At 38.7% G+C, this 26,212-nt stretch carries 22 protein-coding genes; 7 read left to right on the top strand and 15 right to left on the bottom strand.

All coding sequences use genetic code 11. The features are described from left to right. Positions 1-8: 8 nt before the first annotated feature. The 8 genes from NYE73_RS19970 to secG all read right to left on the bottom strand — a co-directional run bounded on the left by NYE73_RS19970 (position 9) and on the right by secG (position 9,531). Positions 9-1,034: a DctP family TRAP transporter solute-binding subunit gene (locus NYE73_RS19970; protein ID WP_066037103.1), complete on the bottom strand. Its 1,026-nt coding sequence runs from the start codon at positions 1,032-1,034 to the stop codon at positions 9-11. Positions 1,035-1,197: 163 nt separating this feature from the next. Then, positions 1,198-2,298: a CdaR family transcriptional regulator gene (locus NYE73_RS19975; protein ID WP_259949779.1), complete on the bottom strand. Its 1,101-nt coding sequence runs from the start codon at positions 2,296-2,298 to the stop codon at positions 1,198-1,200. 45 nt (positions 2,299-2,343) lie between these two features. Continuing rightward, positions 2,344-3,684, bottom strand: coding sequence for a (Fe-S)-binding protein (locus NYE73_RS19980; protein ID WP_259949782.1), 1,341 nt, complete (start codon positions 3,682-3,684; stop codon positions 2,344-2,346). Beyond that, positions 3,671-5,086 (bottom strand): FAD-binding oxidoreductase, encoded by a 1,416-nt coding sequence (locus tag NYE73_RS19985; RefSeq protein WP_259949785.1) that lies wholly within the window; start codon positions 5,084-5,086, stop codon positions 3,671-3,673. Before NYE73_RS19985 ends, NYE73_RS19980 begins: the two co-directional genes overlap by 14 nt. 237 nt (positions 5,087-5,323) lie before the next feature. Next, positions 5,324-5,788, bottom strand: a complete 465-nt coding sequence (smpB, locus tag NYE73_RS19990; protein WP_009373233.1) for an SsrA-binding protein SmpB — start codon at positions 5,786-5,788, stop codon at positions 5,324-5,326. A 71-nt stretch (positions 5,789-5,859) separates the two neighbouring features. Further along, positions 5,860-8,331: a ribonuclease R gene (gene rnr / locus NYE73_RS19995; protein WP_048390899.1), complete on the bottom strand. Its 2,472-nt coding sequence runs from the start codon at positions 8,329-8,331 to the stop codon at positions 5,860-5,862. Between the two features lie 38 nt (positions 8,332-8,369). Beyond that, positions 8,370-9,116, bottom strand: coding sequence for an alpha/beta hydrolase (locus NYE73_RS20000; protein WP_004228103.1), 747 nt, complete (start codon positions 9,114-9,116; stop codon positions 8,370-8,372). Positions 9,117-9,303: 187 nt separating this feature from the next. Further along, on the bottom strand, positions 9,304-9,531 hold the full coding sequence (secG, locus tag NYE73_RS20005) for a preprotein translocase subunit SecG (protein WP_004228101.1): 228 nt from the start codon (positions 9,529-9,531) through the stop codon (positions 9,304-9,306). Positions 9,532-9,736: 205 nt separating this feature from the next. Here secG and NYE73_RS20010 point away from each other — a divergent pair, with 205 nt between their 5' ends. From NYE73_RS20010 to dltD, 7 genes are all read left to right on the top strand, one after another. Next, positions 9,737-10,984: a DUF5050 domain-containing protein gene (locus tag NYE73_RS20010; protein WP_259949790.1), complete on the top strand. Its 1,248-nt coding sequence runs from the start codon at positions 9,737-9,739 to the stop codon at positions 10,982-10,984. A gap of 148 nt (positions 10,985-11,132) precedes the next feature. After that, entirely contained in the window at positions 11,133-12,779 is a 1,647-nt protein-coding gene (locus NYE73_RS20015; RefSeq protein ID WP_259949792.1) for an alkaline phosphatase, read from the top strand. A 279-nt stretch (positions 12,780-13,058) separates the two neighbouring features. Then, positions 13,059-13,196 (top strand): teichoic acid D-Ala incorporation-associated protein DltX, encoded by a 138-nt coding sequence (locus tag NYE73_RS20020; RefSeq protein WP_004228095.1) that lies wholly within the window; start codon positions 13,059-13,061, stop codon positions 13,194-13,196. Positions 13,197-13,214: 18 nt separating this feature from the next. Beyond that, the gene (gene dltA, locus NYE73_RS20025; protein WP_259949794.1) at positions 13,215-14,690 is read left to right on the top strand and encodes a D-alanine--poly(phosphoribitol) ligase subunit DltA; all 1,476 of its coding nucleotides are present in this window, start codon (positions 13,215-13,217) and stop codon (positions 14,688-14,690) included. Then, positions 14,687-15,850, top strand: a complete 1,164-nt coding sequence (gene dltB, locus NYE73_RS20030; RefSeq protein WP_259949797.1) for a D-alanyl-lipoteichoic acid biosynthesis protein DltB — start codon at positions 14,687-14,689, stop codon at positions 15,848-15,850. The genes dltA and dltB overlap by 4 nt, the downstream gene beginning before the upstream one ends. A gap of 42 nt (positions 15,851-15,892) precedes the next feature. Then, a complete protein-coding gene (dltC, locus tag NYE73_RS20035) occupies positions 15,893-16,126 on the top strand; it encodes a D-alanine--poly(phosphoribitol) ligase subunit 2 (protein ID WP_016994756.1) in 234 nt (77 codons plus the stop codon). Continuing rightward, positions 16,123-17,298, top strand: a complete 1,176-nt coding sequence (gene dltD / locus NYE73_RS20040) for a D-alanyl-lipoteichoic acid biosynthesis protein DltD (protein ID WP_259949799.1) — start codon at positions 16,123-16,125, stop codon at positions 17,296-17,298. The genes dltC and dltD overlap by 4 nt, the downstream gene beginning before the upstream one ends. Before the next feature lie 402 nt (positions 17,299-17,700). On the opposite strand, the gene NYE73_RS20045 is transcribed toward dltD, so the two are convergent. The 7 genes from NYE73_RS20045 to NYE73_RS20075 form a co-directional block, all read right to left on the bottom strand. Further along, positions 17,701-18,231 (bottom strand): DUF6241 domain-containing protein, encoded by a 531-nt coding sequence (locus NYE73_RS20045; protein ID WP_115673017.1) that lies wholly within the window; start codon positions 18,229-18,231, stop codon positions 17,701-17,703. Between the two features lie 310 nt (positions 18,232-18,541). Further along, positions 18,542-19,834 (bottom strand): phosphopyruvate hydratase, encoded by a 1,293-nt coding sequence (eno, locus tag NYE73_RS20050; RefSeq protein ID WP_048390885.1) that lies wholly within the window; start codon positions 19,832-19,834, stop codon positions 18,542-18,544. A 2-nt stretch (positions 19,835-19,836) separates the two neighbouring features. Next, entirely contained in the window at positions 19,837-21,378 is a 1,542-nt protein-coding gene (gene gpmI / locus NYE73_RS20055; RefSeq protein WP_103118783.1) for a 2,3-bisphosphoglycerate-independent phosphoglycerate mutase, read from the bottom strand. Then, on the bottom strand, positions 21,371-22,132 hold the full coding sequence (gene tpiA, locus NYE73_RS20060; RefSeq protein WP_048390882.1) for a triose-phosphate isomerase: 762 nt from the start codon (positions 22,130-22,132) through the stop codon (positions 21,371-21,373). The genes gpmI and tpiA overlap by 8 nt, the downstream gene beginning before the upstream one ends. 19 nt (positions 22,133-22,151) lie before the next feature. Next, positions 22,152-23,336 (bottom strand): phosphoglycerate kinase, encoded by a 1,185-nt coding sequence (locus NYE73_RS20065; RefSeq protein ID WP_026023505.1) that lies wholly within the window; start codon positions 23,334-23,336, stop codon positions 22,152-22,154. Positions 23,337-23,878: 542 nt separating this feature from the next. After that, positions 23,879-24,895 carry a type I glyceraldehyde-3-phosphate dehydrogenase gene (gene gap / locus NYE73_RS20070; protein WP_004228061.1) on the bottom strand — a complete coding sequence of 339 codons (1,017 nt, stop codon included), beginning with the start codon at positions 24,893-24,895 and terminating at the stop codon, positions 23,879-23,881. A gap of 126 nt (positions 24,896-25,021) precedes the next feature. Next, a complete protein-coding gene (locus NYE73_RS20075) occupies positions 25,022-26,074 on the bottom strand; it encodes a sugar-binding transcriptional regulator (protein WP_048390878.1) in 1,053 nt (350 codons plus the stop codon). Positions 26,075-26,212: the final 138 nt, after the last annotated feature.

The following is a 26,212-nucleotide window of genomic DNA, read 5'->3' on the forward strand; positions in this document are numbered from 1 at the left end:
TTTCCCCCTTATGGCGTAAACGCTTTCAGTAAATCTTCTCCCCAAATATCTGTGTATTTATCATAAATAGGCTGAACAGCTTTTTTAAACGCTTCCAATTCTGCATCTGTTGGCGTATAAACATTCATTCCTTTAGCTTTTAAATCTTCAATTTGTGATGCTTCTTTTTCACGTGCAATTTTCACTTGATATGCAGCTGCCTCTTTACCTAGTCGATCAAATAATTCACGGTCTGCATCACTTAAAGAATCATAGAGCTTTTTATTCATACCTAACACTAATGGATCATATGAATAGTTCCACAATGTTAAGTAATCCTGAACTTCGTCTAGCTTTGACGAAGCAATAACATCAATAGGATTTTCTTGCCCATCAATCGTTCCTTGCTGCAATGCTGTAAACACTTCTGAGAATGTCATGGTTGCAGGATCTGTTCCTAATGAACGGTATAAATCTGTGTACATGGTAATACCAGGTATACGAATCTTTAATCCATTTAAATCTTCTGGTAGCTTAATTTCACGCTTACTATTCGTTATTTGACGGAAACCATTTTCTCCATAGCCTAAAGCTTGTACTCCCTTTTCAGCTAAAAGTCCCTTAAGCTTTTCTCCCCCTTCTCCATTAAACACTTTATCTACCTCTGAATGATCCTTAAGTAAAAAAGGTGCACTTGTCACACCAAAACGTTGATCTAAAATCGAATAAATAATCGTAGAGTTAAATGTTAAATCAATTGAACCCTTTGCTAAGCCTTCAACAGCCTTACCAGAATCTCCCCCAGATAATTGTTCATTCGTAAATACTTCAATTTTAATGCGACCATCTGTTTCTTTATCCATATCATCTGCCAGTTTTTTTGCTGCCTCATACCATGTTGATGAATCTGATACTGTGACAGACATTTTTAATTTATATGACTTTTCTTTATCATCAGCATCCCCGCTACTGCTACCACCACAGGCAGCTAGTATTGCTGATACGATCAAGAGCATAGCCAAGAGAAGATTTCTCCCTTTTAAAAATTTCCTCATAAAATATCCCCCTACTCTTTTTATATTAGATTCTATAATTATTTTATAATTCCGAAAAATCTAAATATATATTCTTAGGGGATAAAAAGTTACATGATAATTGAGTGATTTTTGTCTCTAATAAATAAAAAACATACAAATAACAGCATTTTTAAGTATTTAATTAGATGCTTTTTCTTTTTCGAAACAGCAAAATAGCAATCATTAATTCCAGTTTGTTTTCATTATTATTAATATCAATCTTTAAAAGCTTTTCTATTTTTTTTAAGCGATATTTTAATGTATTTTTATGAATATGAAGGGCATCAGCAATTTCCTGTAAGCCTCCTTTACTTTTTAGCCACATTTCTAGATTGTATATTAGTTCTTCTTCCTCTATTAAAGAACCAATTGTTCTGCCGATGAAATGGCCAACCTTTTGTTCATCAAGGTCGGACAATAGTAACTCTAATTTCAAATCCTCTTCAAATACTATTTGTCTATTTTCTATAGCAACTGTTAACGCTATATTTGCTTCATTATAGGATGCATTTAGCTCAAAGAAGGAATGTGAGTTGCCGACGCCTATAAATATATCGTCATCATATAGCTTTATCAGTTTACGGTTAAATGAATGAAGTGTTTGCTCTAAATGAATACGCGTTATGTTTGGGACAAGCAGCACTAGCTTATCAAAGCTCCATTGAAAAATATGTAATTGAGGATGGATTATTTGAATTGCTCGCAAATAATCCACCCCCTTCTCATCGATTCTCCTATTCAATTGAATAATAATAATTCTATTGTAGAGCTCTGTATCAATATTTAGCATTTCCGCTCGTTGCTCTAGCAACAATTGATTTACCTGGCCATTTAATAAATCTAGCAGGAAGAGCTCAAACATTTTGGTCTCTCGTTCTTTTTTACGGTGCATTAAAAAATCTTCCACAAAAAACTGTGTAATTTTCTGAACAAGCTTCCCGTATTTTTCTATTTCCACAGGTTGTCCAGTAACACCAATTACTCCGATTGATGTATCTTCAATAACTAATGGCATGACAAGACCCTCACGCACACCCTTCAATTGAACCGACAGTTCCTTCGTCATATGCATGACTTCTTTGTTTTTCATGGCTATTAAAGCACCCTCATGAAATTGATTCATCCTCGACATGTCTGTGCTGGCAATAATAAATCCATTATGATCGATTACAACAACATTTTGATCAATCAACTCACCAAGCTCTCTTACAATTTTTGTGCCAATTATTTGCAAATCAAACATTGTGCCACCCCCCATAAAGATTAATATACTGATTATGCCGAAAATTTAGTATATTTTAGCTATTTTACTACAGTTTTCTATGCTCTTGTAGATAAAATCAACAATATGTGCGGCTTGCATGCTTGCTTCTAGATTTTCTTTATGGATACCAGATTGAATTTGCAGCAAGCAACCAGGATTGGCTGTGACAATCACTGTAGGCTGTAGCGCCTTAATCGTAGCCATTTTTGTAGTTAAAATATTATCTGCTGATGCAGGCTGCAATAAATTATATATTCCTGCTGAACCACAACATGTATTGGCATTTGGCAGCTCTTTAAAGTGCACATTCGGTAGGGCCTGTAAAATCATTCTTGGCTCATTGAAGATTTTATTAACATTGCGTAAATGGCAGGAATCCTGATAGGTTACAAGAGTCTTGTTTACTTGTTGTGGCAAGGTTGCTAAATAATCCAGTAGCCCAGCTTTGACAAGCAGACTTGAAATATCAATTGTCTTCTTTGAAAATCGAACTGCTTTTTCACGATAGCGTTCATCACTATGTAAGTGCTTTTCATATTCCTTTAAGAAAGCACCACAACCACCTGCGTTATTAACAATATAGGTATAATCATCTGAATCAAATAACTCTACATTACGAATTAAGTTTTGCTTACCACGCTTTAGCTCACCACTATGCCCATGGAGAGCCCCGCAGCAACTTTGATTATCTGGAATAACGACATCAACACCAAGCAATTGTAGCAAGGACACCGTTTTTTCGTTTGTTTCCTTATAAAGTGTATCCATTAGACAGCCTGTAAAAAAGGCCACCTTCATCGAAGCTGTTTTTACCTTCTTTAATGGCTGTACCTTTTTAGCTACGGGTGGTAAAGATGCCTCCATTGTTTTTAAATGCTTTGGGAATAAATTTAAAAAGCCAATTTTCCGTACAGCTTTTTGTAGACCTGTTTTTTGATAAAGATGCACTAGACTAACTGCATGCTCCATATTTTTTTGCTTGACGAAAAGATGATTGAAAACAATTTTTCTTGTTGTTTTTTCTACGAAGGAAGATTGCTTCACTTCTTGTACGGCTTCACGGGTTTGCTCGATTAAAGCACCATACTGTACACCAGCTGGACATGCCGGCTCACATGCGCGACATCCTAAACATAAATCGAATGATTGTTCTACAGATGCATCGAAAGGTACAATCCCGTCACGTACTGCCTTCATCAAGGCAATGCGTCCACGTGGTGATTGTGCCTCATCCTGCTCCATGTGAAGATAGGTCGGACAGCTTGGCAAACAGAAGCCACATCTCATACAGTCGAGCAATAGATTTTCATCGACATGTGTCTGGAAGGATTGCTGCATTTGCTGTTGTACGTTAGTTACCACCATGTACCACCACTCTTTTCTTCGTTTCTTTAGCAAAGACTTTGCCAGGATTCATAATATGGTTAGGATCGAAAGTTTGCTTAATGTTTTTCATTACATTAATACCGATAGGACCAATTTTCCATTCTAAATAAGGTGCTTTCATTTCACCTACACCGTGCTCCCCTGTAATCGTGCCACCTAGCGACAGTGCTGCCTCAAAAATTTCCGAAAATGCCGCTTCCACACGGTGCATCTCCTCTTCATCTCGCAAGTCTGTTAAACATGTAGGATGCAAATTTCCATCCCCTGCATGACCAAATGTGGCAATATTGACATTGTACTTTTCGGATATATCATTGATTCTCATCACCATTTTGGCCAGCTCTGATCGTGGTACTGTGGCATCCTCTAAAATAACTGTCGGTTTTAATTTTGCTAATGCTGATAATGCGACACGTCTTGCTGTTTTAATTTGCTCCGCTTCCTGTGCATCTTTTGCAATTTGCGTAAAGAGAGCTCCATTTTCTTCAGCGATTCGTACCATTTCTTTGACATCTTGTTCTACTTGATGCATTTCACCATCCTGCTCAAGTAATAGCATTGCTTCTACATCTGTTGAGAGTCCAATTTTCATATACTGCTCGACGGCGCTAATTGTTTTTTTATCAAGAAATTCTAGCGTTACGGGAATGATTTTATTGGCAATAATACTAGAGACTGTTCTCGCTGCATTCTCTAAGGATTCAAAGTATGCGATGCTCGTCATTTTATATTGTGGCAACGGAATAAGCTTTAAAGTAATCGCTGTTACGACACCCAATGTTCCCTCTGCTCCAACAAATAATGATGTGAGGTCATAGCCCGCTACGTCCTTTGCTAGTTTGCCACCTGTTTCTAAAATATCCCCGTTTGGTAAAACAACTTGTAGACCTTTGACATAATCCTTTGTTACACCATATTTTAAGCCACGCAAGCCACCTGAGTTTTCACTAACATTGCCACCAATCGTAGAAATTCTCATGGAGCTTGGATCAGGAGGGTAAAATAAACCATGTGCTTCGACGAATGTACAAAGATTCTCAGATATAATGCCAGGCTGGACTGTAATCGTTAAATTTTCCTTATCGAAATTTAAAATTTGATCCATTCTATTAAATAAAATCACTACGCCCCCATCGTAAGGCACCGTTCCTGCTGCAAGATTTGTTCCAGAACCTCGCGGAATAATTGAAATTCTATATTCATTACATACTTTAATTACCTCTGCAATTTCCTCTGCATTCCCTGGTGAAATGACAAGATCAGGTAAGCGCTGAAAATTTGCCGTTGCATCATAGGAATATGCTAAAAGCTGTGCAGTTGAGTTTTTAATGTATTTTTCACCAACAATGTGCGTAATTTTTTCGATAACTGTTTTATTCATAATGCTCACCTCGAATTGAGATATTTATTACTACAATTTTAATTGTTAGAATTTTCTAAACATATGTCTTGTAAGATAAAAAAAGTGTAATAAATTTTAATTTTTTTGTGTTATAAGACCAAAAAAATAGAAGTTATCGGACAAATTCCAATCAACTTCTAGTATTTATACTATTCTTCCATAAAATATAAAAAGCTGATGAGAAAGTGGCACTTGCCTGCTTTCTCATCAGCCTTTTTAACGCTGGCGTTCCTTGAAGGCACGTTCCATCTCGCGTTTGGCTTCTTTTTTGCGCATGTCGCTGCGCTTATCGTAATCTTTTTTCCCTTTACCAATGCCGATTAGGAGCTTGGCGTAGCCATCCTTGATGTACATTTTCAGTGGAACGATTGTGTAGCCGTCACGTTTTACGGCACCGACTAGCTCGCCGATTTGCTTTTTGTGGAGCAGCAGCTTGCGGGTGCGTAGTGGATCGTGATTGAAGCGGTTGCCTTGTTCAAAGGCGCTAACGTGCATATTGTTGATCCATGCCTCACCATTGCGGACGCGGACAAAGGAGTCTTTCAGTTGAACTTTGCCTGCACGGATGGATTTGATTTCTGTACCTGTTAGGACCATGCCTGCTTCGATTGTTTCTTCGATGAAGTAATCGTGGCCTGCTTTTTTGTTTTGTGCTAATACTTTACCAGAACCTTTTGCCATATCTTTCACCCTCTACTTAAAAGGTTGAGCTTAAGCGAAAGCACCCTTTCAATGGATACTTTCGCTTAGGCTTATTTACGTTTTGTTTTTTTCTTTTTGCCTTTTTTGGCAATGCCCTCATAGAACTTTTGCTTTTGCTTCACGCGTTTTTTAGGACCTGGGCTTGAGTCATCTTTGCGACGTCCACGTGGATCACGGTCACTTTCGCGTCGTTCACCTTGCTTTGATGAGCTACGAGTTCCACGGTCATCCTCTTGACGACCACCTCTACGATTGCCACCACGTCCGCCTTTTTCCTCATCACTGCGTGTGCTTCGGCGACTGCGTCCACCTTTGTTATCGCTGTAATTTTTACGTGCATGAATAACAGTTGGTGCTGCTTTGCGTGTTCGTCCATATGAAGTTACCATTCCAACGATTTCAAAGTCAATGGATGACTCCTCAATAATGACATTTGCCACACGAACTGTCACTTCATCACCAATACGGAATTGGCGATTTGTTCGTTCCCCGATCATAATCATTTGACGATCATCGAAGCGGTAGTAATCATCTGTCATATTGCTAATATGGACAAGTCCTTCGATGGTGTTTGGTAGCTCCACGAAAATACCGAAGTTTGTAATGGATGAAACAATTCCTTCGAATTCTTCGCCAATTTTGTCGGACATATATTGTGCTTTTTTCAGTGCGTCTGTATCACGTTCTGCATCAACAGCACGACGTTCACGCTCAGATGTGTGGTCAGCAATTTCATCCATTGCCATACTCCACTGTGCTATGGTTTCTCTCGATGTATCCTTGTTAATTAAATACGTACGAATTAAACGGTGTACAACTAAGTCAGGATAACGACGAATTGGTGATGTGAAGTGTGTATAGAAATCCGTTGATAAGCCAAAGTGTCCAAGACTTTCTGGGTAGTACTTCGCCTGCTGCATTGAACGTAGGAGCATCGTTGAGATAACAGGCTCCTCTGGCATACCTTCAATTGCCTTCAAAACATCCTGTAATGCCTTAGGATGAACGGTATTACCAGTACCTTTAATTAAAATCCCGAAATTCGTGACAAATTCAAAGAAGCGTTGAAGCTTTTCAGGCTTTGGATCTTCGTGAATACGGTATAGAAACGGTACATTCATCCAGTGGAAGTGCTCTGCCACTGTTTCATTGGCAGCTAGCATGAAATCTTCAATTAATTTCTCCGCTACTGTTCGTTCACGTAATTCAATATCAACGGGCCATCCTTCTTCGTTTACGATCACCTTGGATTCTTTGAAGTCAAAGTCAATAGCTCCTCGCATTTCGCGTTTACGGCGTAAAATACCAGATAGCTCAGCCATGTTTTTAAACATTGGAACAAGTGGCTCATAGCGTTCAATTAGTGCCTCATCCTGCTCCTCTAAAATCTTGTAAACGTCCTTATACGTCATACGCTCAGTCGTTTTAATGACGCTTTGGAAAATTTCGTGTGCAACCACATTACCATTCGCATCAATAATCATTTCACAGGATAGTGTTAAACGGTCAACCTGTGGATTTAATGAACAAATGCCGTTTGATAAACGATGTGGAATCATTGGAATGACACGGTCTGTTAAATAAACACTTGTCGCACGATCGTAAGCTTCAATGTCAATGACCGAGCCTTGCGTTACATAATAACTTACGTCTGCAATATGTACGCCAAGCTTATACGTTCCATCTACATTTTTCGTTACGGTTACGGCATCATCTAAATCCTTTGCATCTGCCCCATCAATTGTCACAATCGTTTCATGACGTAAATCACGACGCCCTACTAAATCGGCCTCGGTAATTTCATCTGGTACACGCTGTGCAGCAGCAATGACTTCATCTGGGAATTCAGGTGGAATGTCATGCTTATATAATATGGATAAAATGTCCACACCTGGATCATTTTTATGCCCTAAAATTTTTGTAATATAGCCTGTGGCGGATTTTAAATCCTCTGGCCATGTTGCTACCTCAACAACAACCTTATGTCCATCGACAGCTCCTAATGTATCTCCTTTGGCAATAAAGATATCCATTGGTAGCTTTTTATCGTCTAGAACAACAAAGCCGAAGCCACGGTTAGCCTGGAATGTGCCGACAAAGCTTGTTTGACCACGCTCAACGACCTTTGTTACCGTCCCCTCGCGTCGATCACCAAATGATTCCTTTAAAACACGAATCAGAACGATGTCTCCGTTAATGGCACCGTTAATTTCATGCGGCGGAATGAACACATCATCCATGCCCTCGACATCAGGTGTCACGAAGCCAAAGCCCTTCGCATGTCCGATAAATTTACCTCTTAGTAAATTCATACGCTCTGGTAGGCCATAGCGATTGGAGCGAGAGCGTACAACTAAGCCTTGCCCCTCCATGCGGACAAGTGTTTTCACAAGCTCCTTGAACTCCTCCGCATCCTCAAAGCCGAATTCATCCTCGATTTCACCGACGGTTAGTGGTTTATAATCATCTTTGCTGAAAAAATCGAGTAAACGACTTTGTAGTGTATCTTTTTGGTCTTTCATACATATTCCCTCCTTCATGAGAAAATCCTATTTATTATTTATTGTGCCCAATTTAGGCTTTCTAAAAAGCGATAAATGTCCTCATGTAATTGATCTTTTTCTTGATCTAATGTAATAACATGTTTTGAGTTTTCATACCACTTGATGTGCTTTTCAAGTGACTCAGTTTGATTATATATAATGTTGGCAGATTCTGTCTCTATTACTTCATCATTTGTAGCTTGTACGACGAAAATAGGCGCGTAAATCATGTCAATTTCTTGACGAGTGCGAGCTATAAATTCTCGTAGCTGCTGTAGAGATGGCATGCCTTTGTCAGCAATGCTTGCAACTTCAGCTTCAATTTGCTCTTCCTGTTTCCCTTGGAACTTTTTATAGTCCCTTGCATATTTCAAGACACCCTCAAACATAACGTCGGTTGTACGCATTGTCATAGGGGCACACATTGTCACAATTCCTTTAACAGGATTATTTAATGCAACGTTTAATGCCATAACACCGCCTAATGAAAGGCCAGCAACGGCTATTTCCTGATAGCCAGCATCCTGTAACTGTTTGTAGGCGGCAATAACATCCTGCCACCAGTCTGCTGGACCTGTTGTGATTAGTTCTTCTGGTTCCACACCGTGACCTTTATAGTGAGGTGCTAATGTAGTATACCCTTTTTTCTCTAAAAATCTACCAAGCATTCGTACGTCTGCAGAGCTTCCTGTGAAGCCGTGTAATAATAAAACAGCACGTGGTCCTGCCTGAAAGAAAAATGGCTGTGATAATGATTTGTTCACTGTAAGCACTCCTTCATTCTAAAACACTTATACATACTATACCCATTCTCGTCATCCAATGATGCCCAGCGGATGACATTGGTTATTGCATTACCATTCATTTTTTACTCCAGAGAGAGAATTTACCATTTAACAATGATAAAAGAAAACGCCCAACCAATTCGGTTAGGCGATATATCTTCAACTATTAGATTTTTGTAATAGCGATTGCTAATAAAAAGAACACTATAGCTAACACAATTGTTGCACGGTGAAGGATTAAATCCATACCACGTGCTTTTTGCTTTCCAAATAGTTGCTCAGCTCCACCCGAGATGGCACCTGATAAGCCTGCACTTTTACTAGATTGAAGTAATACCACAACGATTAACGCTAATGATACGATAACTAATGAAACTAATACTACTGTATGCATTCACTGCACCTCCCGAACTTTGAAACATCACAACAGACTATATTATAACAAAAAAAGGTTGTGATGACAAACTTCGCTTTATGTTTTGCTGGAAATTTTCCGCCTCATGCTTCCATCCTTGTCGACTTATGCTACTATTTGTGGATGTCACTCCCTATAAATTAAATTATAATGGCAAAAATGAATTTTTTTGGAGGGTGGGAAAATGAATAAAAAAATAGCAGCGCTGCTTGTGCTATGCTGCATGATTCCGTTTCTTACTGCATGCTCAAGGGCCATTGACCTACTTCTTGAGGAAGAGGATGTAACAACTACGACCTTAGCAGAAGAAACAGAGAATGATATGAAGAAGCCAGAAAGTAAAGCGTTATCTGCCTCTTTTTCACCTAATGATCTTTTTTCAACCTCATTATTTAAGGATGATCCTGCCTTACTACAATTCACTAAAAAAGTCGAAAAACAAGTAGCAAAGTTTGAACAGCACTTTGAAGTCCCTTATACCGGGAAGCTAAACTTCGAAGATTTTGAGGTGCAGCTGAATGACTTAAATAGCCTGCTTTCTTTCGTTGATCCCTATACAGCTGGTTATTTTCTTACTTATGAATGGACGGCTTGGGAAACCGAGGATGGCTATTTGGTAGAGTTGTCGATTGATTACTTAACAGATGCCAAAAAGGAGCAAAAGGTCGATCAATATGTAGAGGCTTTTGCTGATCAGTATATTACGACAGATATGACAGATTTTGAACGTGCTAAAATCATTAATGATACGGTCGTACAATTAGCCACTTATACAGAACAAGGCTCTACTGAGGGACAAACGGTTTTTGAGCTGATAGACGAGGAAACTGCGGTATGTCAAGCCTATGCTCTACTAGCTTATCGCCTACTATTAGCATCGGATGTAGAAGCTAAATACGTATATGGCTATAGTGAGGATCAGCTGCATGCTTGGAATTTAGTCAGTATCGATGGCAATTGGTATCATCTTGATACAACGTGGAATGACGTGGATTCAGCGGAGCCTTATGCGATTTCCTATGAATACTTTTTAGTCAGTGATGAAAAACTAAGCCAAGATCATTTATGGGTAAAAGAAAATTATTTTACTGCTACAAATAACAATTATGATTTTATGCATGATATGTGGTATGCCAATACTGTGGATGATGTGATTTATTATAATAGTATCAATGATAATATGGTCTATTCCTATAATTTAGACACAAATGAAAACAATCAAATTACAGAAACGGCATGCTATTATTTAGCTACTTATGATGATTCCATTTATTGCAGTGACTATGACAATGCCGGTTATTTAACAAAAATTAATGTCCAGGACGGCTATGAAGAAGTCTTATTTGAAGATGAAGTCCTCAATTTGTACATTGAAGAAGACATTTTATATTATGAAACAATTGATGGCGCACAACATCAGGAAAATTTGTAATGCCCCAAAAGAATCTGTGTGACTTTTACACAGATTCTTTCCTTCCCCAATATTTACATAATTACCATATTCCATTAACAAACCTTTAACGCTAGCTTTACACCATTCCTTTACACTTACAATTGAATTCACCTAAAGGAGGAAAATCATGAAATACGCAAAAAAATGGACTTCATTGTTCTTAGCAGGTGCAGTGACTTTATCCGCAGTTAGTATCCCACAGCAAGAGGTACATGCAGCCGAAGTAAAGAAACCGACGAATGTCATTATGCTTGTGATGGATGGTAGCAGTAATAATGCTGTCACCCTTTCTCGCTGGTATAAAGGTGAAAGCCTAGCAATGGATGAAATTTTATCGGGTGCTATGCGCACATATTCTGCTGAATCTGCCATTACCGATTCCGCGCCTGCTGCGACAGCATTAGCAACTGGGCATAAATCGAACGATAAATATATAGGTGTGCTGCCCTCTGTGATCAACTCCCCTGGATTAACGCAAATCGCTAAGGAAGATGCCTTCCGACCTGTAGCCAATGTGCTAGAAGGAGCTAAACAGCAAGGTAAGGCTACTGGATTAATTTCTACTTCCGAAATTCAACATGCTACACCAGCTGGTTTTTCTGCACATGTCAACAATAGAAGTCAATATGGGGATATAGCAGAGCAGCAGGTTTATCAAAATATTGATGTTGTCTTAGGTGGTGGACTGGAATCACTATCACCAGGCACATCGAAAAACGCTCGTCAAGATGGCGAGGATTTAATCAAAGTTTTGAATGAAAAAAATTATGATCTCGTTAAAACGCGCGATGAGCTATTTAACAGTCAATCCTCAAAAATTTGGGGAAGCTTTGCGCCAAGTGCACTTGCTTATGATTTAGATCGTGCTAAAACAAGAGCATCTGAGCCTACACTTGCTGAAATGACAAATAAAGCAATCAATACGCTGAAAAAGGATGAGGATGGCTTCTTCCTCTTTGTAGAAGGTAGTAAGGTTGACTGGGCTGCACATGCCAACGATACTATTGGTATCATTAGCGATATTTTATCATTCGATGATGCAGTGAAAGAAGCGGTTGATTTTGCGAAGGAAGATGGTAATACTTTAGTCATCGCAGTAACTGATCATGGAAATAGTGGCATTACGATGGGGAACGCTAACACAACTAGTACCTATTCCAACATTCCAGTCTCTGCGTACATCGACCCGTTAAAAAAAGCTACAATGACCATTGAAGGAGCTTTAAGCCAACTAAAAGAAGATCGCTCGAATTTAGTTGAGGTCGCTGCTCTTTATGGCTTAGATTCATTAACAGAGGACGAGCTTAAAACATTACAGTCTGCTAAAGACTTAGGCAATGAAATGGTAAAAATGCTAGCCAATCGTGCAAACATTGGTTATACAACAGGTGGCCATACGGGCGAAGATGTATTCTTATATTCATTTGGTCCTTCTAAATTGACAGGATTAGTAGAAAACACTGATTTAGCCCATACAATGGCACGCTTTATGGGCTTTGACTTAAACACATTAACAAATGATTTATATGTGCCTGCAACGAAGGCATTTACGGAAAAAGGATTTACAACAAAAATTGACTTATCGAATAAAGAAAACCCAACATTTATTGCACAAAAAGCAGATGTTACAGTGAAAATTCCAGTCAATAAAAACACGATGATCTATGAACAAACTTCAACAAACACGGCAAAGACTCATACATTTGATACAATCAATGTCTACAATGGCTCTGAATTTTATGTATCTAAAAAAGTTATTAATGAAGTGAAATAAAAATAATAGCGCGAACATAAGTTGAGATTATTCCCTTATGTTCGTGCTTTTTTTACATAACTAAACCAGGCAATAATTTGTAAACTCTACATATCCCCCCAAAACCTTAAATTTACCTTAAATTAATCTTATGATTTACTGAATTCATCTTAATTCAGCAACATTTTTCTCCACATTCCGTCAAATCAGTGTTAAAAACATAAGGTAAGGATTTTTAACTAGTAAATTACTATTTTTTGAAAGTTTAATCCTATACTTTTTTTCATTGGAGGTGGACAAATGCAATCCATCAAAAATAATGAGTATCTACGCTTTATTGGCTTCACGTTGTTTTATTTGATTGTTTTGGTACTGTTGTTTCTTATACATGGCTTCCATGATATGAACGCTGGACCATTTATATATACGGAATTTTAAATAAAGGAGATTAAAAATATGTTAAGTATTTTGGCAGCTATTGAACGTGTGGCCCTCCAGCAGCCACAAAAAACTGCTTATCAGACTCACAATGCCTCCTTAACTTATAGTGAGCTTTGGCATTTATCGGATCGTCTTGCCGATTATTTAATGAAGCTTAAGTTGCGGAGACAACAGCCTATTGTCATTTATGGACATATGTCCCCCCTACAAATTGTTGCGTTTATCGGAGCTGTAAAAGCTGGCCATCCATATGTGCCTGTTGATTCGTCAACACCATCAGAAAGATTACAGCTCATTACAGAAGCTTCTGGAGCAGGTTTAGTATTGACAACAGAGCTATTACAGATGCCGTTGAACCTGCCAGTTATGGCAGTGCATGATATTCTGGATGCCTCCTCAAAGGACGTGATCCTATCATCCGCAACATGGGTTCGAGATGAGGATATCCATTATATTATTTACACTTCTGGTTCAACAGGTCAACCAAAAGGGGTACAAATAACAGCTCGTAATCTAACACACTTTGTTAGGTGGATGCAGGAACACTTCCCTTTACAGCAAGACGGCGTATTTTTAAATCAAGCACCTTATTCCTTTGATTTATCTGTTATGGATCTCTACCCAGCTCTTGTTGGTGGACACACGCTTTATGCGATTACACAGCAAGAAATTGCTAATCCAAAAGCATTGTTTGATTCATTAGCGATGTCAAATACTCGTGTATGGACTTCTACACCTTCCTTTGCCAAGATGTGTTTGATGAACAAAGAATGGGATCAAAAACTCATGCCTGCATTGGATACTTTTTTATTTTGCGGAGAGGTTTTACCGATAGCAGTATGTAACGAGTTAATGCTTCGTTTTCCACAGGCAACAATTTATAATTTATATGGTCCTACAGAAACAACCGTCGCTGTATCCTATGTAAAAGTAACAAAAGAGCTAGCAGCACACTTCGAACAATTACCGATTGCCCCTATAACGGAGCCAAACGTTTCTGTAGCAGAAGATGGAGAAATTATTATTTCAGGGCCAACCGTTAGCGCAGGGTATTTGGGAGCGCCTGAATTAACAGCGAAGGCTTTCTCGATCGTGGATGGCGATCGCATCTATCAAACGGGTGATATAGGCTATAAGCAGGATGGTTATTTGTTCTTTTCAGGTCGTAAGGATTTCCAAGTGAAATTACACGGCTATCGTTTAGAGATTGAAGAGATTGAAAAACAAATCAATAACCTGCCACCTGTTTCAAGTTGTGTTGTTGTACCTGTTTATAAAGAGAAGGAAATCATTTCTCTTAGTGCCCATATTGTTTTACGTGAGCCATTAACAGGAGCAGCCTTCAAAACGACAAAGCAATTGAAGGCACTTTTATCGGCGTACTTACCTGCCTATATGATACCGAAAACGTTTAAATATATGGACGCTTTACCACTAAATCCAAATGGTAAGGTAGATCGTAAAGGATTGGCGGTTATGGAGACAGTATGACGCCTTATGGAAATATAGCATTTTTTGTGATCATCGGACTTTTATTACTACCTACCATCCTCCTAGGGTTACGAGGCAAATCTTCGAAACGCTATAATCTTTTTGTTTCGGTCATTGTCTTAGCATTAATCTTCGGACATTCAATGAATGGGACCATCTCGCTCGTATTATTTACTGTCTTTCAGGTAGTACTTATTGTGGCTTATCAGCGTTACCGACTTCAGCAAAATAGCGGAACCATTTTTATAATAGCAGTGCTTTTATCCATATTACCCCTGATTCTTGTGAAGGTTTTGCCGATTCTCGGGTTACATCATGTATTTGGCTTCCTAGGTGTATCCTACATTACGTTTAAAGCGGTGCAAATGATTTTAGAAACTCGTGATGGCTTGATGAAAGAGAAAATTTCGGTAGTAGAGCTAGTCTATTTCTTATTATTCTTTCCTACCGTATCATCGGGACCTATTGATCGTTGGCGTCGTTTTACAAAGGATTTTCATACCGTACCTTCCTCGGAGGATTACCAAAAGCTGCTATTGAGTGGCATTAACTATATTTTTGTCGGCTTTTTATATAAGTTTATTTTGGCTTATTTAATTTACAACTACACGCTTATTTATTTGCCTAACCATACGTATAACTATTTGACACCCTTTCAGGGACAGCTAGCGTATATGTATATGTATAGCTTTTACTTATTCTTTGATTTCGCTGGCTACAGTGCATTTGCTGTTGGTGTGAGCCGACTAATGGGTATCCAAACACCGATTAACTTTAATCGCCCTTTCGCCAGCCGCAATATTAAAGATTTTTGGAATCGTTGGCATATGAGCCTTTCCTTCTGGTTTAGGGATTATGTCTATATGCGCTTTGTCCTTTGGATGACAAAGAAAAAATGGCTAAAAAATAAATTTGCTATTTCGTATATAGGCTTCTTTTTACTATTCTTTTTAATGGGTATTTGGCATGGTCTGGAATGGCACTTTGTGGTCTATGGACTCTATCATGCCCTATTGATTATCAGCTTTGATAAATTTGAACGCTGGAATAAAAAGCATAAGCGTTGGCCAAAAAATAAATGGACGCATGCTATTGGCGTAATCATTACGTTTCATGCTGTATGCTTCGGCTTTTATATTTTTTCTGGCACATTATTTTAAACAAAGGGCTATAAGAGCCTGTTCACTAAAGGAGAATTATTAATGGATCAACAACAAGTTTTAGAAATGCTAGTCGAGTTATGTGAAGATGAAATTATTGTAGAAAATCCAGATATTGATTTATTTGAAGAAGGTTTACTAGATTCGTTTGGGACAATTAATTTATTAGTTGAAATTGAAAACCGTTTTAATATTTCTGTCCCTATTACTGATTTCAATCGTGAAGAATGGAATACGCCTAATCGAATAGCAGGGAAATTAGCTGAAAGACAATGATCAAAAAAGGCTTTCTTTCTTTATTTATTGCATTTGCTCTTTTTACTGGCTTTGTCTTTTTTCCTAATGCTTGGATTAAAGCATGGATATCCAATGAGGATGTGGAGCAAGCCAAAACGAACATGTCTCCACTTGTATTTCAGGGCACATATTTACAGGAGCGAATGTTGCAGGAGCCTAATTCCATGCCACTTTATGGCTCCTCGGAATTAAACCGTTTTGATCCGTTCCATCCATACAATTATACGCGAGCAACTGATGCTCCGTATTCGACATTTATGATTGGGCGTGGAGGCATGCAGTCCATTACTCACTTCTTGAATTTCGCAGCACAAGAAAAGAATTTAAAGGATAAAAAAGTGGTCTTTATCATCTCCCCTCAGTGGTTTACAGAGAAGGGCATGGGTGAATTTCACTTTTCACCGAATTATTCCATGTTACATGCTTATGATTTAGCCTTTAATCAGGAGATGGATGCCAACCTTCGTAAAAGAGCAATGGAGCGCCTACTTGAATTTGATACTGTCAAACGAGATCGCCTCTTAAAGACCATGTACCAATATCAAATGTCTAACGGTAAGGAAAAACCAATTACTGGACGTATGGCCATGGTCGCGGGGCGTTTCCACAAGGAGTTACTAGAAAAGAAGGATTTATATTATTCCATTTTCCCACGTAAAGGTCATGCATTAAAAAGTAATGACAAGCTGATTGCCAATCAAAGCTTTGAGCAACAATTGCAGCATGCAGAGGCATATGGGGAGAAGCGTGTATCCAACGACTATATGATTGAAGATCGCGCCTATCAGCGACTTGTAAATGCTAAATTTTCAAAGTTTAAAGATATACGAAAAAAAGAGGATTATACAAACTCTCCTGAATATGAGGATTTCCAACTAGTTATCGATGTTTTAAAGGATGCAGGTGCCAAACCACTATTCGTCTCCATTCCAGTTAATGGCTATTGGTATGATTATAATGGCTATCCTGAGGAACGTCGTCAAAAGTATTACGATAAAATGGAGCAAGTATTAAAGGATGCAAAGGTTGCCTATGTTGATTTTTCAGATCATGAATATGATCCTTACTTTATTATGGATACGATTCATATTGCCTGGAAGGGCTGGGTCTATCTCGATCAAGAACTAGATCAGCATTGGTCACAGCCATAACAATAGTCAGGACAGTCTAATATTAGTAGACTGTCTTTTCTTATTATCGTAAGAGACCTTTTATGTAAAGCGCCATTTGCTCACTTATCTCATTTAGGTTTTTCAATAGCTTCACTAAATTGTTGAACCTGCTCTGTATGATCATTTGAAGCTACTTCAATTTGCTCCATGCTTTCCATAAGTGCTTGAATATTACTCGTAATCGTTTTAGAGAGGTTTCAATTTGTTCTGTTGCTGTAGCTGTCTCACTAGAAAGCTTCCTTACCTCTTTGAAACCTGCACCGTATTGGCCTGCCATGCCGCTTCACGTTAATCTTTTTTATATGTTAAAATGCCTCAAAGTTAATTCAAACTTTGAGGCATTTTTTGAAATTCGTCTATTTAGCTTTCGCAAAATGGTATTCAATATAAGTCATATTCTAAATTGTGTTGAATATAAGCTTGCTCTTCTGATGGAGTTAATAGACGAATTGCTTTCCCTGAAGCTTCTTCATCGCCGCCTTGCATTTCCCATATGGAATTGTGGTCGTCAACTGCATTTGAAAAATCACCCTTCGACCATCTTTCCAATATTGAAATGTAAAGCTCTTTATATTTATAATTGCTTTCTTTGGCTATAGCTAACAATCGGTCAACCTTTTCTTGTGTTATTTGCTCGTGACCCCATTTTATTTCCGCTTCAACCTTCTGATGAGACATACTATGAATGGTTTCGTTCATTTTGTGTTCTATTAAGTCATCTGGATATATTTCATTTTCTTTTTTTAGAACAGTTCCATCCTTAGAAGTTACTTCAACATATCCAGCGATTGTTTTTTCTTCCTCGGGAGTAGATTTATTCATATGCTCAGTGAATTTGATGTAACCAAATGCTCCACCGAAAATAATTAATATTACAATGATACTAATAACCGATTTGGTTTTTCTCTTCATGTTATTACCCCTCAGTAATTTTTTATCATTATGTAAATATGGTTGATATTAGTTAATTAGGTTAAATAATAACAGAATGTTGTAATAGGTTTCAATGAATAGATACTTAATGTCCACCGCTTTCGGTTGTTCTAATTGAATAAGCTTACTCTGTAATTAGATAAGTAACTAAAAAACCCCCAATCTACAAGTGTTTATCACACTTATAAATCAGAGGTTGAAGCAATACATAAGCCTAAATGTACAACATGGTTCAAATATAAAAGCTGTGTATTACTAAATTCAAAGTATTTTCTCTTCAATCAAATACTTATTTTAAGTTATAGAATGAATTTAAACCAAGATACTCTGCTGTTGAACCAAGTTGATCTTCGATGCGAAGAAGTTGGTTGTATTTAGCTACACGGTCTGTACGTGATGGAGCACCTGTTTTAATTTGACCAGCATTTGTTGCAACAGCGATATCAGCAATTGTCGCATCTTCTGATTCACCAGAACGGTGAGAAATAACCGCTGTGTAGCCTGCACGTTTCGCCATTTCGATCGCTTCAAATGTTTCAGTTAACGTACCGATTTGGTTTACTTTGATAAGGATGGCATTTCCTACGCCTTGCTCAATACCTGCTGATAATTTTTTCGTATTTGTTACAAATAGGTCATCACCTACTAATTGTACGCGATTGCCGATACGGTCTGTTAATAGCTTGTGTCCAGCCCAGTCGTTTTCGTCTAAGCCATCTTCAATTGAAATGATTGGGTATTTATTTGTTAACTCTTCGTACCAATCTACCATTTCCTCAGAAGTTTTGACAACACCTTCACCATCTAAGTGGTATTTGCCATCTTCTTTATTGAATAGTTCAGAGGATGCTACGTCCATTGCAAGTTTCACTTCGTCACCTGGTTTGTAGCCTGCTTTTTCAATCGCTTCTAAGATCACTGTAATTGCTTCTTCGTTAGAGCCTAGGTTTGGTGCAAAACCACCTTCATCACCTACTGCTGTGTTGTAGCCTTTTGCTTTTAGAACAGCTTTTAGGCTATGGAAGATCTCAGCGCCAATACGTAATGCATGACGGAATGATTCTGCACCAACAGGCATAACCATGAATTCCTGAATGTCTACATTGTTATCAGCGTGAGCACCACCGTTTAGGATGTTCATCATTGGTACTGGTAATTGCTTAGAATTGAACCCACCAAGATATTGATAAAGAGGTACATCTAAATAATCTGCCGCAGCATGTGCAACTGCCATGGATACACCTAGAATTGCGTTGGCACCAAGCTTGCCTTTGTTTTCTGTGCCATCTAGCTCGATTAAAGCTTTGTCGATGACTACTTGATCAAGAACAGAATAGTTACCTTCTAATTCTTCCGCAATAATTGTGTTTACATTTTCAACTGCTTTTAATACACCTTTGCCTAGGTAACGAGATTTGTCACCATCGCGTAATTCTACCGCTTCGTATTCACCTGTTGATGCACCTGATGGTACGATTGCGCGGCCAAATGCGCCTGATTCTGTAAATACTTCAACCTCTACTGTTGGGTTCCCACGTGAGTCTAAAACTTCGCGCGCATAAACTTGTGTAATAAATGGCATAATTAATTCTCCTCTTTTTCAATTAATGATTGTCCTGTCATTTCAGTAGGCTGTGACACCTCTAATAATTCTAACATGGTTGGCGCTAAATCGGCTAAAATACCACCATTTCTTAACATTATATTTGGTTTTGTCACAATTACTGGAACAGGATTTGTTGTATGAGCTGTCATTGGCTCACCTGCTAAAGTTAACACTTCATCAGAGTTGCCATGGTCAGCTGTAATAATAGCTGCGCCACCTTTTGCAAGGAGTGCGTCTACTACTTTCCCTAAGCATTCATCTACTGCTTCAATGGCTTTAATTGTTGGCTCCAGCATTCCACTATGACCAACCATATCAGGGTTGGCAAAGTTAAGAATAATGCCATCAAATTTTTCAGCCGCAATTTCTGCAAGTAAGGCTTCTGTCACCTCATAGGCAGACATTTCAGGTTTTAAATCGTATGTCGCCACCTTGGGAGAAGCAATTAAAATACGTTCCTCACCAGGGAATTTTTCCTCACGTCCACCACTCATAAAGAATGTAACATGTGGATATTTTTCAGTTTCCGCAATCCGCAACTGTGTTTTCCCATTCGTCGCTAATACTTCACCAATTGTATTTTTCAAGTTGTCATTTTCATAAGCAACCTGAGCGTTGACTTCATCACTATAGTGTGTGAAGGACACAAATTTTAAATTCTTTGGATGATTTGCAGATATAGCAAAGCCATCGAATGCTCCATTTGTAAAAACTGTTGACAGCTGAATGGCACGATCGGGACGGAAGTTAAAGAAAATCACTGCATCATGATCGCCAATTGTTGCTACTGGCTCACCATGCTCTTGAATGCTAAATGGGATGACAAATTCATCTGTTACCTCACGCTCATAGGATGCTGCTACACCACTTTTAGCACTTTCTGCTGTTTGACCGACGCCATCCACCAGTACATTGTAAGTCAGTGCCACACGATCCCAACGTTTATCGCGATCCATTGCATAGTAACGTCCATGAATAGAAGCAAATTGCCCTATGCCTATTTCAGCCATTTGCTTTTCCGTTTCTTCGATATAGTCTAATGCTGTTGTTGGACCAACATCACGACCATCTAAGAAGCCATGTATATAAACTTCCTCTAATCCTTGCTGTTTAGCTAGCTTTAATAGTGCAAACATATGCTCATAATGACTATGAACACCACCGTCTGATAATAAGCCCATAACATGTAGCTTTGACTGATGAGCTTTCACATGTGCTACTGCATCTAAAAAGGCTTGATTCGTGAAGAAATCTCCATCACGAATAGATTTATTTAAGCGTGTTAAGCTTTGATAGACGATACGTCCTGCACCGATATTTAAGTGCCCCACCTCAGAATTCCCCATCTGTCCTTCAGGTAATCCAACGGCTTCTCCCGCTGCTGTTAATGTCGCATGAGGAAATTGATGCCAATATCGATCAAAATTTGGCTTATTGGCCTGTGCTACTGCATTCCCGAATGTTTCATCTCGAAATGCAAAGCCATCTAAAATAATTAATGCTACTGGCTTTTTAGGCATTTGCTGCCGCCTCCAATAATGTTAAATAAGATTCTGGTTGTAAGCTTGCTCCACCAACTAAAGCACCATCAATATGTTCTTTGGATAAAAGCTCCTGAATGTTATCAGGCTTAACACTGCCACCATATTGAATGCGCACGGCATTCGCAGTTTCAGCATTATATAGCTCTTCTACTACTGCTCGAATCGCTCCGCATACTTGATTTGCATCGTCTGCCGTAGCCGTTTTACCAGTACCAATCGCCCAAATCGGTTCATACGCAATGACCATGTGCTCTACTTGCTGTGCTTCAAACCCAGCAAGTGCTGCTTTAATTTGGCCAGCCACTTTTTGCTCTGTTGTGCCTGCTTCACGTTCTTCTAGTGTTTCGCCACAGCAAATAATAGGTACGATAGTATGTGCAAGTGCTGCTGCTACCTTCTTATTAATCGCTTCATCTGTTTCATTGTAGTATTCGCGACGTTCAGAGTGTCCTAAAATGACATAGTCAACATCCACACTTGCTAGCTGTGCTGGACTAATTTCACCCGTAAAAGCACCTTCATTTTCATAGTGCATAGTTTGTGCACCAATTGCCAGCTCTGACTCACTAGCAACTTGCACAAGTGTAGGTAGGTAAAGAGCTGGTGCGCAAATAACAGCATCTACTTTGTCATTGGAAGGAAGTTTTTCTTGTACAGCATCTACAAACTGAATAGCCTCTTCAAATGTTTTAAACATTTTCCAGTTACCTGCAATAATTGGTTTACGCATCATTTTGCCTCCGATTAGCTTATTTATCGTTTAGTGCTACAATCCCTGGAAGCTCTTTGCCTTCCATTAATTCTAAGGAAGCACCACCACCTGTAGAAATATGATCCATCTTATCTGCTACTTCAAATTTTTCAACTGCTGCAGCTGAATCACCGCCACCGATTACTGTGTAGCCAGCTGTTGTTGCCATTGCATCAGCAACTGTTTTTGTGCCGTTTGCAAATTTGTCCATTTCAAAGACACCCATTGGTCCATTCCAAATGATTAATTTAGAGTTTTTGATAACTTCTGCATAGTTTGCAGCCGTTTTAGGTCCAATATCTAGACCCATCCAATCAGCTGGAATAGCATCTACATCAACGATTTGTGTTTCAGCATCCTGTGAAAATTCATTTGCCACAACAGCATCGACTGGCATATGTAATTGCACACCTTTTGCTTTTGCCTTCTCAATAAAGGACTTTGCTAGCTCAATTTTATCTTCCTCTAGCAATGATTTACCGATATCGTGGCCTTGTGCCTTAATAAATGTAAAGGATAAACCACCACCGATAATTAAGTGATCTACTTTTTCTAAAAGGCTTTCAATAACACCAATTTTATCTTTTACTTTGGCACCACCAATAATGGCTGTAAACGGATGCTCAGGGTTAGACAATGCCTTACCTAGTACATCTAATTCCTTTTGCATTAAGAATCCAGATACAGCTGGAATATGCTTAGCAATTCCTTCTGTAGAAGCATGAGCTCGGTGGGCTGCACCAAAAGCATCATTAACATAAATATCTGCTAGCTGAGCAAATTGCTGTGCTAATGTAGGATCATTTTTCTCTTCACCAGCATGGAAGCGTACATTTTCAAGCAGTAGAATATCTCCATCTTGCATGTTTGCAACGGCTTCTTCCACCGCTTGCCCAATGGATTCATCAAGCTTCGTAACAGGCTTGCCCATTAATTCCGCTAAGCGAATGCCAACAGCCGTTAAACGCATATCCTCTTTTACTTCACCTTTTGGACGACCTAAGTGAGAAGCTAGAATAACTTTAGCACCCTGCTCTACTAAATACTCAATTGTAGGAATAGCTGCACGAATACGCGTCTCATCGGTAATAGCACCGTCTGCCATTGGTACATTAAAATCTACACGTACAAAAACGCGTTGACCCTTAACATCAATATCTTTCATTGTTTTCTTATTTAACATGAAGAAACTCCCTTCAAAGTTTGTTTTAGTCTTACACCCTTGTGTTTTACCCATCTTGGCTCTACACCATGCTTACTAAATTGAATAGTCATTTTGGTAATTTTTCAGCGTCACTATCTCGTGTAAGTATGATTCTCCAACTTTTGATAATGAACCCTAATACTTGTTTTTATAGTAGCAAAAGTTAACTGTTATGTCTTGCAATCAACATGTATCAATTACGCCTCAGCGTAATTGCGTCCAGATTTTTTTGAACTTGCTCGAAACATTCCTCTTCAAAATCTGTGACATTCGCTGAGGCTTTTATCTTGATTCAGTCGGTGATTGAACACCAATGAATCAAGAGAGTCATTTGTGTAATCATCTCATTACCTATAGAGGTGGGGTTTTCTGCTGAATCTAGAAAAAAAGGAGTAAGGGTTATCCCTTACTCCCAATACCCTTGTATATTATATCTATTCGATATTATAAAGGCTATACTTTTTGTACATAAAAAGCAGTAATATGTCACACTTTTTACTCAAAATGTCGAAATATGATACTTATTTATGGTTTAAGCCTTGTTCAGCAATGTATAAAGCTAGGTCCATTAAGCGAGTAGAGTAACCAATTTCGTTATCATACCAAGCTAAAACTTTCACCATTTTGTTTTCTAACACCATTGTTGAAAGGCCATCTACCGTAGAAGAATAATGGTTACCGTTATAATCAATTGATACCAATGGTAGCTCATTGTAATCTAAAATGCCTTTTAATTCATTTTCAGAAGCTTCTTTTAATGCTGCATTAATTGTTTCTTTCGATACATCTGCTTTTAGCTCTACAACTAAGTCAACACATGATACGTTAGGTGTTGGCACACGCATAGAGAAACCATCTAGCTTACCTTTTAATTGTGGTAATACTTTTGATACAGCTACTGCTGCACCTGTTGTTGTTGGAATCATAGACACCGCTCCAGCACGTGCACGACGAGGGTCAGAGTGTGGGAAGTCTAGAATTCGTTGGTCATTTGTATAAGAGTGAATTGTTGTCATCATACCACGTTCAATGCCAAATTTCTCATCAAGCACTTTAGCTACTGGTGCTAGACAGTTAGTTGTACAAGAAGCATTGGAGATCACATCATCAGTTGCTGGGTTATAATCCTCATGGTTTACACCCATAACAAATGTAGGCATTGCGCCTTTTGCTGGTGCCGATAGAATCGCTTTTTTCGCCCCTGCTTCAATATGCTTGCCTACTTCTTCCATTGAACGGAATCGACCAGTACATTCAAGCACTACATCTACGCCTAATTCGCCCCATGGTAATTGGGCAGGATCTTTTTCAGCATATACTTTTACACGTTGACCATTTACTACGAAAGAATCTTCATCTGCATTGACTTCAGCATCATAGATACCGTGTACTGAATCATATTTCAATAAGTGCGCAAGCTGACCAGCATCTGTTAAGTCGTTTACGGCTACTACTTCAAATTCATCATGCTTCATTGCCTCACGAAATACTAAACGTCCAATACGTCCAAATCCATTAATCGCTAATTTTAATGCCATTGTTAATTCCTCCAATAATGTGTGATGTCTGTCTCTATGAATAGAGACATCAAAATTTACTTTATGCTCATTCAAAAAATGCTTTAGCACTTTCTGAGATCGAGTGACATGTTTACAACTTTGCCATCATTCAAGATGCTTATTTTCTATAGAAGATATTTTAGCAGCAATTGCTTTGGCCGCTGCTTCATCTGTTACAAATATGGTTTGCTTAGGTGCTACTTTGAAATAAGAAAGCATTGCATTGACCTTCTGTTTTCCTGCTGCAACAGCAATGACCTGCTCACTGTTTTGTACCTGCTCAAGCTGGATACCAATTGTCCGTATACGATGTACTATTTCTCCATCGGCATTGAAATAATAACCGAAAGCCTCACTCACAGCGCCTTTTTCCTCAAGAATTCGCAAATCCTCAGGAGATGAGTTGCGACGAATCGCCATTTCCTCTGCAGAGCCAATCCCATGAATGACGCAATCTGCTTGATCATAGAAGGCCATCATTTCTGTTACCATCGGCTCTGTTAGCATCGCTTGATAAGCTTGCTCACTTAAATGCTCTGGTAAAAATAAAGTACGGTATTGTGTTTCCATTTGCATGGCAAATGTTGCAACAAGTGTATTGGCCTGCATTTGCATTTCATGTCCAATCCCCCCACGTGCAGCTACAAAAGTGATATCCTTTTGTCCGTCTAAAGGATGTAAAAACTGTGCAAGTGAGGCAACAGATTTTCCACCAGTGACAGCTACAACTTGCTCATCAAAAGCAGCCGACATAAATTGCAATGCTGCTTCTTTGCCTAGCATGCTTAGGATTGTATGATCCTCATTGTAATCACCAGGAACTACGACTACACGTTGAATGCCAAAGTGGCTTTCAAGCACTTTTGCAAGCTGGGTTAAACCAGACCATTCATAAACGATAGCTCTTAATTTTTCAATGACTATATCACCATCATCTGTACATACCATACCCGACTTTTGCGCATCTAATAACCCTTGTTCACGTAAAATATCAGTTTCTTTGCGTATTTCTCTTTCTGTCATTTTCAGTGAATCAGCTAGTGTACGTCGCCCGATTGGTTGCATAAGTTGAACGGCTTGCAATATTCGATATCTTGCTTGCAGAAGCGGATACATTTCAGGAAGTAGCCTTTGCTGTGCCTCTGGAACAGTTAACATATCTATCTACTCCCCTAATTAATAGTGGTGGGTTTGTTTTTAACCCACTTAATTATTTTGTGTCCCACTTATGCTTTTATTATAATATGCATTGTTTTAAAGTGCAAGTAGTTGTATTGTTCTGGATAAAAAAAAGCC

It is taken from the genome of Lysinibacillus sp. FSL K6-0102, from assembly GCF_038003545.1.
In the GTDB taxonomy this organism is placed as follows: Bacteria; Bacillota; Bacilli; order Bacillales_A; family Planococcaceae; genus Lysinibacillus; species Lysinibacillus capsici.